The following is a 16256-nucleotide window of genomic DNA, read 5'->3' on the forward strand; positions in this document are numbered from 1 at the left end:
ATGCTTGCCCCTTTGGGCTCGGCCTCTGTTGGGCCATGGTCCACGACAACGGCCTCGTGCGCATTAATGCGATTGAGTGTGCTCCGTGTGCCCCTCCGCCGGCACGCCCACGTTCGAGAAGATGTCCGACGCCTGCTGCCTCATGAGTTCTGCGGCAGCGCTGTCGGTCTTGTGCAGTGCGTGGGCGAGTGCAAGGAGGGCGCGGGCCTCCCCCAGTCGGTGGCCGGTCTCGCGGTGGATGGACAGGGCATCGTGGCCGAGGGCGACGGCTGTGGAGTGCGCAGCCTCGGACGCCGTGGCCCGGCACAGCGCCGTGAGCGCTTGACCCTCCACCACCCGGAAGCCGTACTCACGGGCCAGGCGCAACGCCTCCTCGGCTCGGCGGCGGGCGTCTTTGTGGCGGCCGAAGTGCTGGTGAGTGAGGGCGAGCCCCAGGAGACTGTCCGCCGCGGCGCGCCGGAAGCGTGCCTCGTGGGCCAGGGCGAGAGCCTGGCGGTCGGTCTGAAGTGCCTGGTCTTCGTGGGCCAGTTGGCGGTGGGCGGCGGCGATCGTGTTGAGGATGGCCGCCTGGATCCAGCGCCGTCCCGGGGCCTGAACCATGGCCAGGGCGCGCTCGGCCCGTTTCAGGGCCTCGTCCGGGTGGCCGCACTCGATGTCGATCTTCGCGAGGGCGTCGAGCATCATCGCGTGGCCGTCGCGGTAACCGGCCCTCTTCTCATCGGCCAGCTCGGGACCGAGGAGGTCACGCGCGTCGGTGAAGCGGCCGAGTTCCCAGTACACCCAGCCCAGAATCTGCAGCGCCAGGCCGTCGTCCCACCCGCTGCTCCCCTCTACGCGGCCGAGGGTCCCCTCGATATGACCGGCGGCTTCGTGCAGTCGGCCCAGATCCCGGCAGGCCATACCGAGACCGATCGCCCCATACCCTACGAAGTAACGGTTCCCGGTCTCGCGGAAGCGGCGCAGGCCGGCGGTGAAATGCTCGTACGCGCTGTCGAGGCGCGCCATGCTCCAGTCCACGAAAGCCCGGACCCCGTATGCCGCCGCCTCGCCGGTCGCCCAGCCGAGTTTCCGGCTGATGTCCAGCACGCGCACGTGGTGATCCATCGCCTGCCTGGCATCCGCTCGTTCCCACAGGATGATGCCGAGGACGAAATGCATGGCGGCCTGACCGTACCGGTCGCCCTCGGCCGTGGCCGCTTCCAGTGCCGTCTGCGTGGTGGACTGCCAGGTTGCCCGGGGCAGATAGAGCCAGAAGTGGCCGAACAGAGAGTTGGCGAGGTGCCAGGCGACGGGGCGCGGGCCGTGCTGGCCGGCGTAGGTGATGACGGCGAGAAGGTTCGTCCGCTCGGCCTCCAGCCACTCGGCGCCGTCGGACGGAAGCTTCGGAAGGTCGTAGGCGGCGAGGGCGGCGGGCAGGTCCGGGAAGATCCAGGTTCCCGCGGCGGCACGGGCGGCGTTGACGTACCAGATCAGGATCCGTTTCAGCGCGGCGTCACGATCCGCGGCCGCCTCTTCCACCTGCACCCGCTCCCGCGCGTACTCATGAAGGAGATCATGGAAGCGGTAACGGCCCACCGCCACGGGCTCGATCAGGTGCGCGGCGGCCAAGGCGCTGAGCAGACGGCGCGCCTGTGGCAGCGGTGCGTCCAGGAGGGCGGCGGCGATTTCGGCGGTGAACTCCGGTCCGGGGAACAGACCGAGTAGGCAGAACAGCCGGCGCGCGGGTGGAACCAGCACTCGGTACGACGCCGAAAAAGCTGTCTTCAAAGGAGAGTTGGGCTCACCGTCCGGCACCAGGGCCGCCAGTCGACCGCCCTCGGACATCTCGCCCACCAGATCGGCCAGCCGTAGACCGGGATCGCCCGCCAGCCGGGCCGCGGCCACGCGCAGCGCCAGCGGAAGGCTGCCGCACAGTCGGATCAGTTCGTCGACGGCGTGGGGTTCGGCGGACAGGCGGTCCGGGCCGAGTGCCTCGCCGAGCAGCGCGCGGGCGTCGGCCGGCTGGAGGAGGTCCAGCGGCAGAGCGTGTGCTCCGTCGCGGGCCACGAGGTCGCCGAGCCGGTTGCGGCTGGTGACGACGACACAGCAGGACGGGGTGCCGGGGAGCAGTGGACGGACCTGCTCCGCCGAGGCCGCGTTGTCCAGCAGGACCAGCAGGCGTCGGCCGGCCAGCAGGGTCCGGTACGTGCGTGCCTGCGTTTCTTCGTCTGCGGGGATCTCCGACGCCGCCAGCCCCAGGCTCCGCAGCAAGAGCTCAAGTGCTTCGCCGGCCTTGAGCGGTGGCCGGTCGTGGTCGAACCCGTGCAGGTTGACGTACAACTGGCCGTCCGGGAAACGATTCCGCACCTGATGTGCCCAGTGCACCGCCAGCGCGGTCTTGCCGATGCCGGCGGCGCCGCCGATGGCCGAGATGACCACCGTGTTCGCCGACCCCTGACCCTGCTCCGTCGGAAGCAACGCATGCAGTCTGGCGAGTTCGCCGGTACGGCCGGCGAATCCCGCCGCATCGTGCGGCAACTCGGCCGGCGCCAGCGGAGCGTTGTCGCGCGGTGGGTGAGTGCTCCGACCTGGTGACCCCGATGGCGCCGGCGCGTCTGCTGCCGGACCATCACGGAGCAGGAGTTCTGAGCGTGTCTGCCGGGGCGGGGCCGTTCGGCCGAGGAGACTTGCGTCATCCTGGCGCAGCACCGCCTCGTGTACCCGGCGGAGTTCCTCACCGGGATCGACGCCGAGCTCGTCGCGGAGGCGTACGCGCATGTCCTCGTAGGCGTTCAGCGCGTCCGCCTGACGTTCGCAGCCGTACAGAGCCCGCATGCGCAACGCCACCAGTGACTCGTCGTACCGCTCCGGCGCGGACTGTGCGGCGAGGTCGTCCATGGCATCGCCGAACCGGCCGAGCAGAACAAGGCATTCGAGCCGGGCCAGCCGGAGCGTCCGCCGGCGTTCCCGCAGCCGCTCCCGCTCGGCCTGTGCAAACGGCCCCGGCAGGTTGGCCAAGGGCTCGCCCTGGAACAGCAGGAGTGCCGCGGACAACTGGTCCGTTGCGGTGGCCAGGTCGCCGGACGCTTTGGTGCGAAGTGCCTCATCGCCCCGCTCGGTCAGGTCCGCCACATCAAGCCGGGCGTCGTCAGCGACGAAGCGGTACCAGCCCTTGCCGCTGCGGATCACCGACTCCGTGTGGCGGGTGCCTTCGGCATCCAGTGCCCTGCGCAGCGGGTTGACGTGACTGGCCAGCACCTTGTGGCCGGAGGCAGGTGGCTCCGAAGCCCACACCGAATCGAGCAGTTGCTCATGGCTCACCACAGCTCCCTGACGGAGCAGCAACGCGGCCAGAACAGCCTGTCGCTTTACGGGCCCCAGATCCAGAAGCGTTCCGCCCCGCCAGGCACGCAACCGTCCGAGCACCTCGATCCGAAGCAGATGAGGAGTTCCCCCGTTCACCGCGAAGCCTCCGCTCCCGTACATCACCGGAATTTCATCAGCATTGCAGCACCCCAGGCCATGGTGGCGGACACGACATCGCACAACTCGCACAACTGAAGGGGAACCAGTGACCGAAGTGGAGTCGGTGGCCACAGCGTTGGCTATAGGGGTGGCAGACGGACTCACGGACTTCGCGCGCGGAGCCGTCCACGATCTGCACGCCGTGCTCAAGGAGTCGGTCCGCCGACGGTTGGCCGAGGGCGGTGGCAACAGGAGGGAGGGCGACTACGGCGTACGGGTACTTGCCGCATACGAGACGGACCCCGACGTGTGGTGGACCCGGCTGCTGCAGGTCCTGACGGGCTCCGGGGTGGACACGGACGAGGAGATCCTTGCGGCGGCCCGCGCCGTGCTGCGCGCGGAGCGCCGGACGAGCCACATCACCGTGGACGTTCCCGGCGCCCCAGGGGCCCTGGTCAGGGAAAGCACCTGCCAGGGGCCGATGTCCTGATCACGGCGGTGGTGATCCCTTGGTGCGCCCACGCCGCCCTGACCACGCTCGGTACCACTGGACGTGCGTCGATCCGGACATGCAGTTCCGACCGGCGGGGACGTCGGGTGCGTCCGCGACCGGCGTGCCCGCCGACCGAACGGTCGGGGCTGAGGTCGGCGGCCGAAGCGTTCGGGGTGCGCCGCATACGCCTGGGCGAGGGTGAGCGCACTGCAACCGCCGCCTCAGCTGCCTACAGTGACGTCCGGCCGCGCCCCGAACGCCCGCCTGCAGCGCGGGTGGGAGATCGGCCACGCTGCGGCGTCCTCCACACTGCGCAACGTGCCATTCGGCTTGTCGGTGTCCTGGTGACTCGCCCAGCCACAGTCGGCGCCATCGCACACCTCCATCCACTGCACACCCGCCTCGCGAGCCCGGTTGAGGGTGCCCGCGTTGCAGGCGACCGCGCTTTTGGCGAGGGTTGCCGACTCCGCCCACGCCTGCACCGGCATCCGCGCCCCGTTGCGGTAGATGACGTACGTGAGCTGGTGTTCGGCGGCCAGCCGGTCAGCGAGGGCCTTCGCCACCTGCAGGGCGGTGGTGTGGTCGGCGGCCAGCAACGGCACCGCACGGCGTGCGGCCTCCCGCACGGCGCGGCCGAACGCGGCGGCCATGCGCTGCTCCTCCTCGGAGCGGCGCAGGAAGTCGGCGTAGGAGTCGGAGGCCAACGCCTGCAGGGCCTCGCGGTGGATCAGCGTCCACGAGAAGTGCCCGCCCAGCGCCTCGGCCGCCGCCCTGGCGCCCTCCTCGTACAGGTGGGGCAGCTGCCGGGCCACGAACGCCCGCGCCTCGGTGTCGACGCGCTGCCGGAAGTCGACGATGGCGGCCTGGAACTGGGCGAGACGGTCGGCGACCTTCCGGGAGCGCCCGTTGTCGCCGATCGCGGCGATCACGGCCGCCTACTGGTCGGCGAGGCGCTGCCACGCGTCCTCCAGCACCGCGGCGACCCTGGCCGCCACAACGGCCGGGTCGCCGGGCGTCAGCGGCCCGAACTCGTGGGCCACTACCGCCACCAGTGGTGGCGTCGGCGGCGGGCGGACTCCCGCGGGGCGATGCCCAGGGTGTCTCCGCCGGCCGCATCGTCGGGGGCGGTCGAGAGAAGAACCGGGTCGAGCTGTGCTTCACCCCGACCTACGCGTCCTGAGCCAACCCGATCGAGGCCCACTTCGGACCACTGCGGCAGTTCACCATCGCCAACTCCAACCACCGCAACCACACCGCGCAGACCCGAGCCCTCCACGCCTGCCTCCGCTGGCGCAACGCGAACACCCGCCACCCCGACGTGCCGGCCGCCCAACGTCGCGAACGCGCCCGTATCCGCAGGGAGAAGGGCATTCGCTGGGGCGGCCGAAGTCAGGCAGCCGCTGCCTGAAACTGCCCGCACTCCCCGGCGGCCACGCACTACGGTGGGATACATGTCCGAGCCCTCCGTGCGGGATTTCTACGACGAGTTGGCCCACGACTACCACCTGATGTTCCGGGACTGGGACGCGAGCATGGCCTACCAGGCCGAGGTATTGGGCGGGCTCGTCCGCCAATCTCTCGGCGCGGGACCGCACACCGTCCTGGACTGCTCGTGCGGGATCGGCACCCAGGCCATCGGGCTGGCCCTGGCCGGGCACCAGGTCGTCGGCAGCGACCTGAGCCCGGTCGCCGCCGCGCGCGCCGCCGCCGAGGCGGCGGCCCGGGGCAGCCGGCTTCCGGCCGCTGCGGCTGACATGCGCCAACTGCCGTTCAAAGAGGCGTCATTCGACGTCGTCCTCTGCGCGGACAATTCGCTCCCGCACCTACTCTCCGGGCGAGATCTCCAGGCGGCACTCCTCGGCATGAGACGGGTGCTCCGAGACGACGGACTGTTGATGATCACTGTCCGGGCCTATGCCGAGACGCGTCAGACCAGACCCACGGCGACACCTCCCCAGGTCTCGGAAACACGCGACGGCCAAGTGATCACCTTCCAGCTGTGGCACTGGCATGAAGACGGCGAGCGCTACGACCTGGAGCACTTCCAGCTCATCCCCGCGGAGAACACCTGGCAGGTCCGAGTGCGCCGGAGCACCTACTGGGCGCTGACGCCCTCGCAGCTGACAGAGTTCGTGACTGAAGCCGGCTTCACCAACATCGCCTGGCACAGTCCGGCCTCCAGCGGGTACTACCAGCCCGTGCTCACCGCACAGCCCGCTCTCTCAGCGCAGTAGCCCAGACATCGGTTCCGCCCTGCCCAACTTTCCGTTCATCCATGGCAAACCGGTGGAGGTTGCCGGTCACAGCACTAGCCAGTCGATGCCGTCCGCCTTGCCCCGACGGGCGCGTCAGTGGCGGCGCGGCCGGAACTCGACCGTCCGCTCGCGCGAGGCGTGTCCGGTCAGGACGACGTCGGGGATCGCCGGCGGGACCCTTGGGTCCGGGAACTCGCCCGGCATCGGTTTCGTGTCGGCGGGCTGGTCCAGGCCCGCCGGTGGAGGCGAGAATGGCCCTGATTACTCGATCAGCTTCCCGTAGTACTCCAGCCATTTGCCGTGATCGAAGGTGACGGAGGCGGCGATGCGGCCCCGGTGACCGTAGGCCGCAGCGAAACGGCGCTCCTCGACCGATCGATAGTGGGGCTGCAGGTTCACCATGTTGTGCGCCGCTGCCTCCGCACCGAAAACAGCGTTGCCCCAGTGCTCCATCGCCAGGAACTGGTACTCGTAGAGCACATGCGGCGCACGCGCCACGTCCCCTGCCACGTAGATGCTGTCGGTGACCACACCGTTGATGTCGAAGGCGCGGCCACCGGCATCGCACCCGACACCCCAGAAACCGGCGCCAGCCCCGAGCCCCCCAGCCACTCCACGTTCCGGATCGACCCCAGCAAGGCCACCACCACATCGGCGTCGACAGTGGTTCCGTCGGACAGGTGCGCCCGCCGCACATTGATCCGCATGGGCAGACTCCTTCCGCTCTGCCTCCGCCCCACGGCGACCCGGTCATGCAGCCTCGATCATGAAGCCCTGGGCCGGTTTCTCAAGCCTCCCGTCAGGCGACGGGGCCGGATGCCCCTCCCCTCGCCCCGGCCAGGCCATCGAATGAGCAGGTTCGATCCTGTTCGCTGCGCCGCTTCCTTCACGGTGACGCTTGTCAGCTGTGAGCGTGGGCGTAACCAGAAGGGGGTGCTGCATCGACGGTGTCGGCATCAGGGTGTGCCCTGGTCGTCACGCCTCAAAAAATACTCGTCCCGCCTTCCGGCGATCGCAAACCCGCCTCTGCGGCGAACTGGATGCATCCGTGGCTTCGAGCCCTCACTCCCGAGGCTGGGGCGATCTCCGGGCCGGTGAAGCCACCGATCACCAGGTCCCGCTCCGGCCGGCGTGCAGAGGGAGCCGGCGGCGGGCAGCTCGCCCTGAGGAGCGACATCTGTTGGCGCTTGTGCCAGCCGGTCAACGGTTACCTTCGTCACTTCGACATTTCCATACGACGTATGGTAACAATGAAAGCGCGCTTCCATACGACGTATGGAACTGCTCGCTCGGACCACACCGGGCGTCTTACATCGCCTGGCAGAACCGCCGTTGGCACAGATCACCCCCTCGGGAAGGAAAGATCATGAACAAGCTCGCGAAGCGCATCGCCCTCACTGCCTCCTCCGTCGCGGTCGCCGGTGCCGCGGTCCTCGGTGCCGGTAGCACCGCTTCGGCTGCGCCCCTTGCGTCCGCGCACGCCCAGCACCCCACCGACGGGGCCGTGGCCGCTGACTACAGCTGGGACCACGGTGTCGGCTACCTGCTCGAGCGGGGCTACTCCTGCGACGAGACCCGCGGCTGGCACCAGGACCGCCACGGCAGCGATTCGACCCGGCACGACTGCGACGGGCTGTACTACCGCGGTGGTCACTTCTACCGCTGGGAGGGCGAGGGACACGGCTGGGCGTCCGACAGGTCCTACCGCCACGACGGGAACCGCTGCGAGCACGACGGCGGGGGCAGGCACCACCATGACCTGAGCCGCGACGACCGGTGAGACGGGTATCGGCCATGTGCGCAAGCGGTTCCCCTCGGCCCCGTCCTTGCCGGCGGCGGGGATCCGTCTGCCGGCCGGGTGAGTGCAGCGTCACTCCTCAAGCGGTGCGCCCGTGCCGTCCGGCGCCCGCGCCCTGTTGTACCGCCTCCGCCCGCGCTGCCTCTTCGCCACAGGTCGGTGTGAGGCACCGCCGAGCCCTACCCAGGAGCGGAAGCCGATGAAGAAGTCCTTGAAGGGCGTAGAACGGCGGGTTGCCGTGCAGCTGGTCGTCTCGCACGTCTCCTCGTTGCCCCTCTGCGTACGTCTGCGCTACGAGCCCGCTGATCCTTATGTCGTCCGTGCCGCCTTCTTCGTCGACTGCGACGAGCCGGTCGAATGGGTCCTGGGGCGGGATCTTCTGGCTGACGGTCTGGACGGTTCCGCAGGTTACGCGGACGTCCGGATCTGGCCGGCCGCGGGGCGGGGTGACGAGTCGATCTACATCGCCCTCGGTTCTTCCGGAGGCACCGCCTTGCTCGAGGTCCCCGTGCAGGACATCTCGTCCTTCCTTCAGGACACCCAGGCTCTGGTGCCACGGGGTACCGAGTCCGGACTCATCGACTGGGATGCCGAACTGGCACACCTCCTCCCCCGAGACTGACCGCCGACCATCCATGCTCAGAAGTAAAGGAACCACTGGCATGTCCCAGTACCAGCTTCGCGTCTACACCCTGCGCAGCTCCGACGCGCTCTCCACCTACGAGAAAATCTGGGCCCAGCACATTCCCGGTATGGCCAAGCACCGGATCACCACCCACGGCGTCTGGACGGTGCCCGCAGCGCCCGGAAACGAAACCCCCCAGCTCTACGCCCTCGTTTCCTACAGGGACACCGACGACGTGCGGGAACGACTGGAGGCATACCTGTCGAGTCCTGAGTTCCGCGCGGACATGGAAGGCTTCGACATCAGCCAGATCGTCGGCCTCGACGAGACCCTCCTGACGCCCACCGTGGACTCTCCCTTGCGCTGACGGTCGGCCTGCGACGAGTGACGCGGCCAGAAGGGCCGGTATCCGACGGCCCTGCGATTCTCCTCGGACTCGGACAGCGTGCCGTTCCGGTCCAAGGACGGCTCTGCCCTGCGTGACCGGGCCCCGGCAACCGCGGCCGGCGTCGAGGTGGGGACCGTGACGAGTCGGTTCACTACAACCACGACCGGTACGGCGTCGATCGCTGAGACCAGGGGCGCCCTTTGTCCGGCAGCCACCGTTGGTCACGTCTCCGTCTGTGCAGCCTCTTGAATCCGACGACAGCTCTTCCGATGGCCCTCCCCGGATGACTCGAAGCACCAGGAGTAAGACCAATGAAGTCATTGAGAACTTTGATCCAGGGGCTACCTGTGAAGCTTGTCGGCGTGCATGCGACGTCCTTGCCCGTGATCATGAATCTGCGGTATGCGCCGAGTGATCCCTATGTGGTCCATGCCGCATTCACCACCGATGTCGACAGCGACGAGCCGGTGGAATGGATCATCGGGCGCGATTTGCTGATCGACGGCCTGGAGGGCCCCGCCGGCGAGGGAGACGTTCGCATATGGCCCGCCGGCGAGGAGGGCTGCCGCGACTTGTACATCCTTCTCAACCCGCCGTCCGGTACGGCCCTGCTCAAGGCCCCAGCGCAGGAATTCAAGGCGTTCCTGCAGGAAACGGAGGCAGTGGTGCCTCGAGGGGCCGAGCTCGGCCACAGCGACTTCGACCGCTTGCTGGCGCACTTCCTCGCCGAAGGGTGAGTCCTGGCAGGGTGCGACTGAGGCAGGCACACGGATGTCTGCGCCTCAGTGTTCACCGCCATGGTGAGTGATTGTCTGCAGTCGTGGCGTCGAGGGCGGCCAGGCCGAAGCCAGCCTCGGTCAGGATGTTCGCCGCGACTCCGCGGCCGACCCGCCCCGAGACCAGCCGCCACGCGGCAACCCGCTACCTGCGTCGCATCGCCCACCTTCCCGCGCTCCGTAGCTCGCCGCTCATCGGCACGCCCCGCAAGCCCGCTGGTGGACGACGGCCGAGTTGCGGTCAGCCGGAGTGCTGGCCGAGCCTGCTGGACTGCTCGACTCCTGGACTCCTACTGGGACGGGCGGCCGCCCGATGAACAGTTCTCGCTTGGGTGAGCGGCATCAACGCCGACCGTGCGCTCGTTGGGCCCCGCTCCCCGAACCCTGACGGGCTGTACACGGGGGGGAGGCGCTGCTGGTCGAGCGGCTGTCAGCGCGTGATGCGAGTCCCGTGCGCTACCGCGTGGGGGGCCGTCTTCCTCTGCCGTCCACCGGCGTAGGGCTGGTGCTTCTCGCCTTCGCGCCGCCGGCCGTCCAGGAGCAGGCCATCGCCGCCTACGCGCCGGAGCACGGCGACGACGACATCCGCACCCCCGCCGACCTGCGCCGTGTGCTGGCGGAGGTACGGCGCGGCGATCACGCTGTCGGCCACCAGAGCCGTCCTTGGCAGGTGAGCACCGTGGCCGCGCCGGTGCGTGACGGCGGCGAGGTGGTCGCGGCGTTGTCGGTCGTGGCGTCCGGCACCGGTTCGCCGAACCCGGGGTACGGCCCGGCCGTGCGCGCGACGGCCCGTGCGATTTCCCGCTGTCTCATCGAGGACAGTGGTCGGACCGTGTCCGTGGAAACCGAGGACGGGCACCGGTAGCGTGCCGACCCCGGCCGCGCCGGCTGTCGTTGTGCCGAGTCCTCTCCGCCACATCTCCCCTGGGGAAAGTCAGTTGCTGCAGGTGTCGAGCCACCGGCGGCGTTGGGATCGCGCAGCGGCCGCAGGGGGGCGTCGGCGCGGACAGCACGTCGAGGTTGCAGTGATGAGCGGGAACAGCCGCGCAACGTCCTCGTCGCGGATCTCCTGACCTTCGGCGTGTACCGGCCGACGGCTGCGTCGATGTACTTGGTGGTCCCCAGCACCACGGCTTTGGGAGCCTGACGGCAGCCCGCACCTGCGGGGCGGAGACCCTGTCGGACGGATGGCCCGGCTTGCTTCGTGGCCGCAAGCCGATACACCTAGGACCAACCTCGCAAAGCGGCGTCCACGACGGCGTTCACGGTGTCGCGCCCCAGGTGGTTCCCGACGAAGAAGCGCTCGAAGAACAGCGGCCCAGCGGTGGCCATGGCGAATGTCTCGGGGGTGACGTCGGGCCGGAGCTGGCCGCGCTCGACGGCTGTGGTAACCGCAGGGCGCAGGGCGTCGGCGATCCGGTTCAGCAGTGACTCCCGGAGGCGGCGCATACCTTCGTCGTGCCGTGAGCCCCCGAGGACCGCGGCAAGGACGGCCCCCGATGACTCGTCGTCCCAACGCTCGGCGAGCACGTTCAGACGGTAAATGAGCTCCGCTCGCGGATCGTTGCCGGAAGCGGCCCGAAGCTCCTCGGGTACCGGAGGGAGAGGAGGCATGCCGGCCTCCAGGGCGGCCAGGCGGAGGTCGAGAAGGCTCGGCCAGTGCCGGTAGACGGTTGCCCTGCCGACGCCGGCACGAGTCGCAACCGTTTGATGTGTCACGGCCTCCAGCCCACCTTCCGTGAGCAACGCGGTGGCCGCCGCGACCATGGCCTCACGACTGCGCAAGAGACGCGGATCTGTTCGATCCTCCACCTGGTACACCTTCCGTTGATAAAACCCGAGCCGCAGCCCACTATTGGGACATCCATGAGCAGGAGAGGGGAGCCGCAAAGAGCCCGTACGACGCCCCTCGAAGGTGGGTCCTCAGGGGCACTGCCTGTCCCGCTACATGTGCACGACAGGTGCAGCGTTCTCATCCTGCTGGGGCACACCCCGGCGGTAGAGCAGGGCGGTGATGACCAGGCCGGTGACGAAGACGGCCGCCGACCACCAGTAGGCCGTGGAGTAGCCTTCGAGGCCGGCCTGGGCCAGGACGCCAGGGTCCTTGGGATCGCGGCCGGAGAGGTAGCCGGTGGCGGCGTCGGAGGCCATCGTGCTGAGCAAGGCGATGCCAATGGAGCCGCCCACCTGCTGAAGCGTGTTGACAGCGGCCGCCGCGACGCCGGCATCGGTGGCCTCCACTCCGGAGGTCGCCAAGCTCATGGCGGGTGCGATGACCGTGCCCAGCCCGATGCCGACGAGTATCAGCTGGGGCAGTACCTGCGTCACGTATCCGCTGTTCAGGTCCAGCGTGGTCATCCAGATCAGCCCGGCGGCCGCAATGGCCATGCCCAGCGGGACCACCGGCTTCGGCCCTATGCGCGCCACCAGGACGTTGTTCGCCACCGCGGAGGCGGACGACGAGGCCACGATCAGGGGCAGGAAGGCGAAGCCGGTGTTCAGAGCGCTGTAGCCGAGGCTCTGCTGCAGGTAGTAGGTCAGGAACAGGAACACGCCGAACATGCCCGCGCCGGTGACGAAGAGGGCGGCGAAGGAGGCGCCGCGGTTACGGTCCAGCAGGACCCGCAGGGGCAGCAACGGATACGCCGCCCTGCCCTGCCACCAGGCGAAAAGGGTCACCAGCACGGCGCCGGCCGCCAGCATGCCCCAAGTCGCGGGCGAACCCCAGCCATGCGTCTCGGCGTTCGAGAACCCGTAGACCAGGCAGAACAGTCCGATGGAGGCCAGCAGGGTGCCGGGGACGTCGAGCTTGGAGGTCGTGTCACGCGGGGTGCGGTGCAGCAGGGCTGCCCCACCGACGAACGCCACCCCCGCGAAGACCACGTTGACGTACATGGTCCAGCGCCAGTCCAGGTACTGGGTCAGCACGCCGCCGAGGATCAGGCCGATGGCTCCGCCGGCACCGGCGACCGACCCTGCGACGGTGAAAGCTTTCGCTCGTTCGCGCGGATCGGTGAAGGTGGTCATCAGGACCGACAGGGCGGACGGGGCCAGCAGGGCGGCGAACAATCCCTGGACGGCCCGCGCGATGACGAGCATGGCGAAACCGTTCGCCACGCCTCCCACCATGGAGGCGGCCGCGAAGCCGGCCAGCCCCACCAGGAAGGTCACCTTCTGACCGACCAGGTCCGCGACCCGGCCGCCGAGCAGCAGCAGGCTGCCGAAGGCCAGTGCGTAGGCGGTGACCACCCACTGCCGGTCGGCGTCCGAGAAGCCCAGGTCGTGCTGGGCGGACGGCAGGGCGATGTTCACGATGGTGCCGTCGAGGACGCCCATCAGCATCGACAGGGAAATGACCAGCAGGATCCACCAGCGGCGCTGGTGCGACAGGGCGGGCACATTCTCAGGTGCGGTCTCGGCGCCGCGAGCAGCGGCGGTGGCGTTCTGGTACATGGGGGAAGCCCTCCGGACAGCGGATGGGGGATGGCGAGAGACAAGAACGTAAGAGAGATCAGGTGCTGCTCATCCGGTACGGGGCGCCCCTTCGCGCTCAGGGGCGGGAGCACTCGGCGGCATGGCCGCCTCGGTGAACGGATGGCGCGGTTGATTCAGCTCGACGAGGCCGACGGTCTCCCACTTCAGGAGGGAGACCAGGAAGAAGCCAACGACCGTGGTCATTTCACGGTTCAGCGTCGGCATACGGCTGCCGTGCAGAGGCTGTGGAACCACCCCGCCGGGCGGTGTTCCCCGATGTGACGGGGGTGGCTCGCACATGGCGCTGATATCGCCCGACTGTGGGGCGGCTCAGGGGCCAGTTTCTGGGGCTCAGCGCCTCAGGAGGATTGACTCAAAGGCTGGCGTCCCGGCCGTCACGATCGCCGGTGAGCCGGCTTTCCAGGCCCGTGATCAGTGTGTCCAGCACGAGGCGGAACATGTGGTCCTGGTCAGGGCCTTCAGGGTCTGCATCCCCGGCCCCGTTTTCGTCGGCGTCAGGGCCGGGGGGTTTGAGGTTCGACCACTGGTGGAGCGAGCCGTTGAGTTCGGCGGTGAGCACACCGATGACGACGGCGACGATCAGCGCGGCGATCTCCGAGACCTCTGAGTGCGGCACCCCGGCAGCCGCCACGATCGCGGTAAGCGCAGTCCAGAACGGGTCGTCGGGCTGGATGAAGTCCGGCTGGTGGCTGAACGAGTAGGCCAACAGCCTCGGGTGACGGTGTGCCAGCGTCCGGAAATCCGTGGCGAGCAGACGGATGCGCTCCTGCCAGGGGGCTTCCTCCAGCGTCACGGTGCGGAACTGCGCGCCGACCATTCTCGTCACGCCGCGCAGCACGGCTTCCTTGTTCGGCACGTGGTGGTACAGCGACATCGGGTTCGCATCGAGCACGGTGGCGAGTTTGCGCATGGTGAGCGCCTCGGCCCCGTCCTCGTCGATGAGCCGCAGGGCTGCGGCATAGATCCCGGCCTCGGTCAGAGGCACGTCTCTCTTCCTTGTGCCCCGCGGGGGACGCCTCGCTTTTTCCATACCACGTACGATATCAGTTCCGTACGGCGTATGGAAATGAGCCTCCTCACAGCGGTCACCTGGTCGCTCGGGGTTGCGCTCCGCTTTCCGTACCGTGTATGGTTTCAATTCCATACGACGTATGGTTCTGTCGTGCAGCGCGGCATCGACCGGCGCCCTTGCCCTTCCCCCTCTTCTCCACACAAAGGAGCAAGCCATGACCACGCACGCGAACGACCTTCGCCCCATCCGGTCCCCGCGCGGGATCCCCCTCCTCGGCAACACGCCGCAGATCCCCGACACCAATCCGGTGGAGTACTTCGGTGAGCTGTCCAAGCAGTTCCCCGAGGGCATCTACGGCATGGACATCGCCGGCATCGAGCAGGTCTTCGTCTACGACCCGGACCTGGTGGCCGAGGTCTGCGACGAGACCCGGTTCTTCAAGCAGATCGACAAGACGCCGCTGCACCACGTCCGGGATTTCGCGGGGGCGGGCCTGTTCACGGCCCACCAGTACGAAGAGGAATGGGGCATGGCACACCGTGTCCTACTGCCGGCGTTCAGCCAGCGGGCCATGAAGGCGTACTTCGGGCAGATGCTGGAGATCGCCCAGAACCTGGCGGGCAAGTGGGAGGGCCGGGAGGGTCAGTCGGTCAACATCACCGACGACTACACCCGCCTGACGCTGGACACCATCGCCCTGTCGGGGTTCGGCTACCGGTTCAAGTCCTTCGACAAGGAGGAGCTGCACCCCTTCCTCAACGCTCTGCTGGAGGCGCTGATCGAGTCGCTGCGGCGCTCGCAGGAGCTGCCGATGATGACCAAGCTGCGCAAGACGGACGACCGGAAGTACCGCGACAACATCCGGCTGATGCAGGACCTGGTCGAGAGCGTGATCAAGGAGCGCCGCGAGGGGAAGGGCACCGGTGAGGAGGACCTGTTGGGTCTGATGCTTCAGGCCACCGACCCGGAGACCGGCAAGCTGCTGGCCGACGACAACGTCCGCGACCAGGTGCTGACGTTCCTGATCGCCGGTCACGAGACCACCAGTGGTCTGCTGTCGTTCGCCACGTACTCGCTGATGCGCAACCCGCACGTCCTGGCCCAGGCGTATGCAGAGGTGGACCGCTTGATGCCCGGCGACACCGTCCCGGACTACGACACGATCATGCAGCTGGACGTCATCCCGCGGATCCTGGACGAGACCCTGCGCCTGTGGGCTCCGATTCCGGCGTTCGGCAAGGCCCCGCTGGAGGACACCGTCATCGGTGGCCGCTACCTTCTCAAGAAGGGCACGCGGGTCAACATCCTCGAGGGTCCCCTGCACACCCACCCCAAGGCGTGGGACCGTCCCGATGAGTTCGACATCGACCGGTGGCTGCCGGAGAACCGGGCCCAGCAGCACCCGCACGCCTACAAGCCGTTCGGCAACGGTGTGCGTGCCTGCATCGGCCGGCAGTTCGCGCTGACCGAGGCCCGCCTGGCCCTGGCGCTGGTGCTGCAGAAGTTCAAGCTCTCGGACACCAGCGACTACAAGATGGACGTGCGGGAGGCGTTGACGCGCAAGCCCGGCAACTTCGAGCTCATCGTCCGTCGCCGTCAGGAGCACGAGCGGACCGTTTTCGGCGCCGCGGACCTGCAGACCGGCGACACACAGGCGCAGGCAGCGGTCAGCGGTGTCGGTGTGAACCTGACCGTCGCCTACGGCTCCAGCCTGGGTTCGTGCGAGGACCTGGCCCGCACCATCGCCGACCGCGGCGAGCGTTCCGGCTTCGGCACCACGCTGGTGAGCCTGGACGAGCTGGGTGACAACCTGCCCTCCGAGGGCCTGCTCGCCGTCGTGGCCGCCAGCTACAACGGCAAGGCTCCCGACAACGCCCAGCGCTTCGACGACCTGCTCGCCGCCGGGCTGCCCGAGGGCTCGCTGTCGAATGTGCGGTACGCGCTGCTGGGCGCCGGCAACACCCAGTGGG

Annotated in this window: 15 protein-coding genes and 1 pseudogene; 9 read left to right on the forward strand and 7 right to left on the reverse strand. The window is 68.7% G+C overall.

Annotated elements, in window-relative coordinates; genetic code table 11:
• Positions 1-63 precede the first annotated feature (63 nt).
• Positions 64-3465: an AfsR/SARP family transcriptional regulator gene (locus SRB17_RS42815; RefSeq protein WP_228396635.1), complete on the reverse strand. Its 3402-nt coding sequence runs from the start codon at positions 3463-3465 to the stop codon at positions 64-66.
• A 127-nt stretch (positions 3466-3592) separates the two neighbouring features.
• On the opposite strand from SRB17_RS42815, the gene SRB17_RS42820 reads away from it, so the two are divergent.
• Positions 3593-3934 (forward strand): hypothetical protein, encoded by a 342-nt coding sequence (locus SRB17_RS42820; protein ID WP_153547284.1) that lies wholly within the window; start codon positions 3593-3595, stop codon positions 3932-3934.
• 224 nt (positions 3935-4158) lie between these two features.
• On the opposite strand, the gene SRB17_RS42825 is transcribed toward SRB17_RS42820, so the two are convergent.
• Complete coding sequence (locus tag SRB17_RS42825) at positions 4159-4866, reverse strand: hypothetical protein (protein ID WP_228396636.1); 708 nt, start codon at positions 4864-4866, stop codon at positions 4159-4161.
• A 206-nt stretch (positions 4867-5072) separates the two neighbouring features.
• On the opposite strand from SRB17_RS42825, the pseudogene SRB17_RS47205 reads away from it, so the two are divergent.
• Positions 5073-5345 (forward strand): annotated as a pseudogene (locus SRB17_RS47205) (IS630 family transposase); the annotation flags it as partial.
• 43 nt (positions 5346-5388) lie between these two features.
• Complete coding sequence (locus SRB17_RS42830) at positions 5389-6171, forward strand: class I SAM-dependent methyltransferase (RefSeq protein WP_153547286.1); 783 nt, start codon at positions 5389-5391, stop codon at positions 6169-6171.
• 282 nt (positions 6172-6453) lie between these two features.
• Here SRB17_RS42830 and SRB17_RS47210 read toward each other — a convergent pair whose 3' ends face one another.
• Entirely contained in the window at positions 6454-6804 is a 351-nt protein-coding gene (locus SRB17_RS47210) for a hypothetical protein (RefSeq protein ID WP_228396637.1), read from the reverse strand.
• Between the two features lie 754 nt (positions 6805-7558).
• On the opposite strand from SRB17_RS47210, the gene SRB17_RS42840 reads away from it, so the two are divergent.
• The 5 genes from SRB17_RS42840 (at position 7559) to SRB17_RS42860 (ending at position 10644) form a co-directional block, all read left to right on the forward strand.
• Positions 7559-7972, forward strand: a complete 414-nt coding sequence (locus SRB17_RS42840) for a hypothetical protein (protein WP_153547288.1) — start codon at positions 7559-7561, stop codon at positions 7970-7972.
• Positions 7973-8189: 217 nt separating this feature from the next.
• A complete protein-coding gene (locus SRB17_RS42845; protein WP_153547290.1) occupies positions 8190-8612 on the forward strand; it encodes an SsgA family sporulation/cell division regulator in 423 nt (140 codons plus the stop codon).
• 40 nt (positions 8613-8652) lie between these two features.
• Positions 8653-8982, forward strand: a complete 330-nt coding sequence (locus SRB17_RS42850; protein WP_194294337.1) for an NIPSNAP family protein — start codon at positions 8653-8655, stop codon at positions 8980-8982.
• A gap of 368 nt (positions 8983-9350) precedes the next feature.
• Complete coding sequence (locus tag SRB17_RS42855) at positions 9351-9740, forward strand: SsgA family sporulation/cell division regulator (RefSeq protein WP_323377537.1); 390 nt, start codon at positions 9351-9353, stop codon at positions 9738-9740.
• A 490-nt stretch (positions 9741-10230) separates the two neighbouring features.
• Positions 10231-10644 (forward strand): IclR family transcriptional regulator domain-containing protein, encoded by a 414-nt coding sequence (locus tag SRB17_RS42860; protein WP_323377538.1) that lies wholly within the window; start codon positions 10231-10233, stop codon positions 10642-10644.
• 359 nt (positions 10645-11003) lie between these two features.
• Here SRB17_RS42860 and SRB17_RS42865 read toward each other — a convergent pair whose 3' ends face one another.
• The 4 genes from SRB17_RS42865 to SRB17_RS42880 all read right to left on the reverse strand — a co-directional run bounded on the left by SRB17_RS42865 (position 11004) and on the right by SRB17_RS42880 (position 14259).
• On the reverse strand, positions 11004-11600 hold the full coding sequence (locus tag SRB17_RS42865) for a TetR/AcrR family transcriptional regulator (RefSeq protein WP_323377539.1): 597 nt from the start codon (positions 11598-11600) through the stop codon (positions 11004-11006).
• Positions 11601-11723: 123 nt separating this feature from the next.
• Positions 11724-13232: an MFS transporter gene (locus SRB17_RS42870; protein ID WP_153547298.1), complete on the reverse strand. Its 1509-nt coding sequence runs from the start codon at positions 13230-13232 to the stop codon at positions 11724-11726.
• A 69-nt stretch (positions 13233-13301) separates the two neighbouring features.
• Complete coding sequence (locus SRB17_RS42875; RefSeq protein WP_153547300.1) at positions 13302-13457, reverse strand: hypothetical protein; 156 nt, start codon at positions 13455-13457, stop codon at positions 13302-13304.
• A 169-nt stretch (positions 13458-13626) separates the two neighbouring features.
• Positions 13627-14259, reverse strand: a complete 633-nt coding sequence (locus SRB17_RS42880) for a TetR/AcrR family transcriptional regulator (protein WP_323377540.1) — start codon at positions 14257-14259, stop codon at positions 13627-13629.
• A 241-nt stretch (positions 14260-14500) separates the two neighbouring features.
• On the opposite strand from SRB17_RS42880, the gene SRB17_RS42885 reads away from it, so the two are divergent.
• The coding region (locus tag SRB17_RS42885) for a cytochrome P450 (protein ID WP_153547304.1) at positions 14501-16256 on the forward strand (1756 nt) is incomplete at its 3' end.

It is taken from the genome of Streptomyces sp. RB17, from assembly GCF_009604455.1.
Taxonomy (GTDB): domain Bacteria; phylum Actinomycetota; class Actinomycetes; order Streptomycetales; family Streptomycetaceae; genus Streptomyces.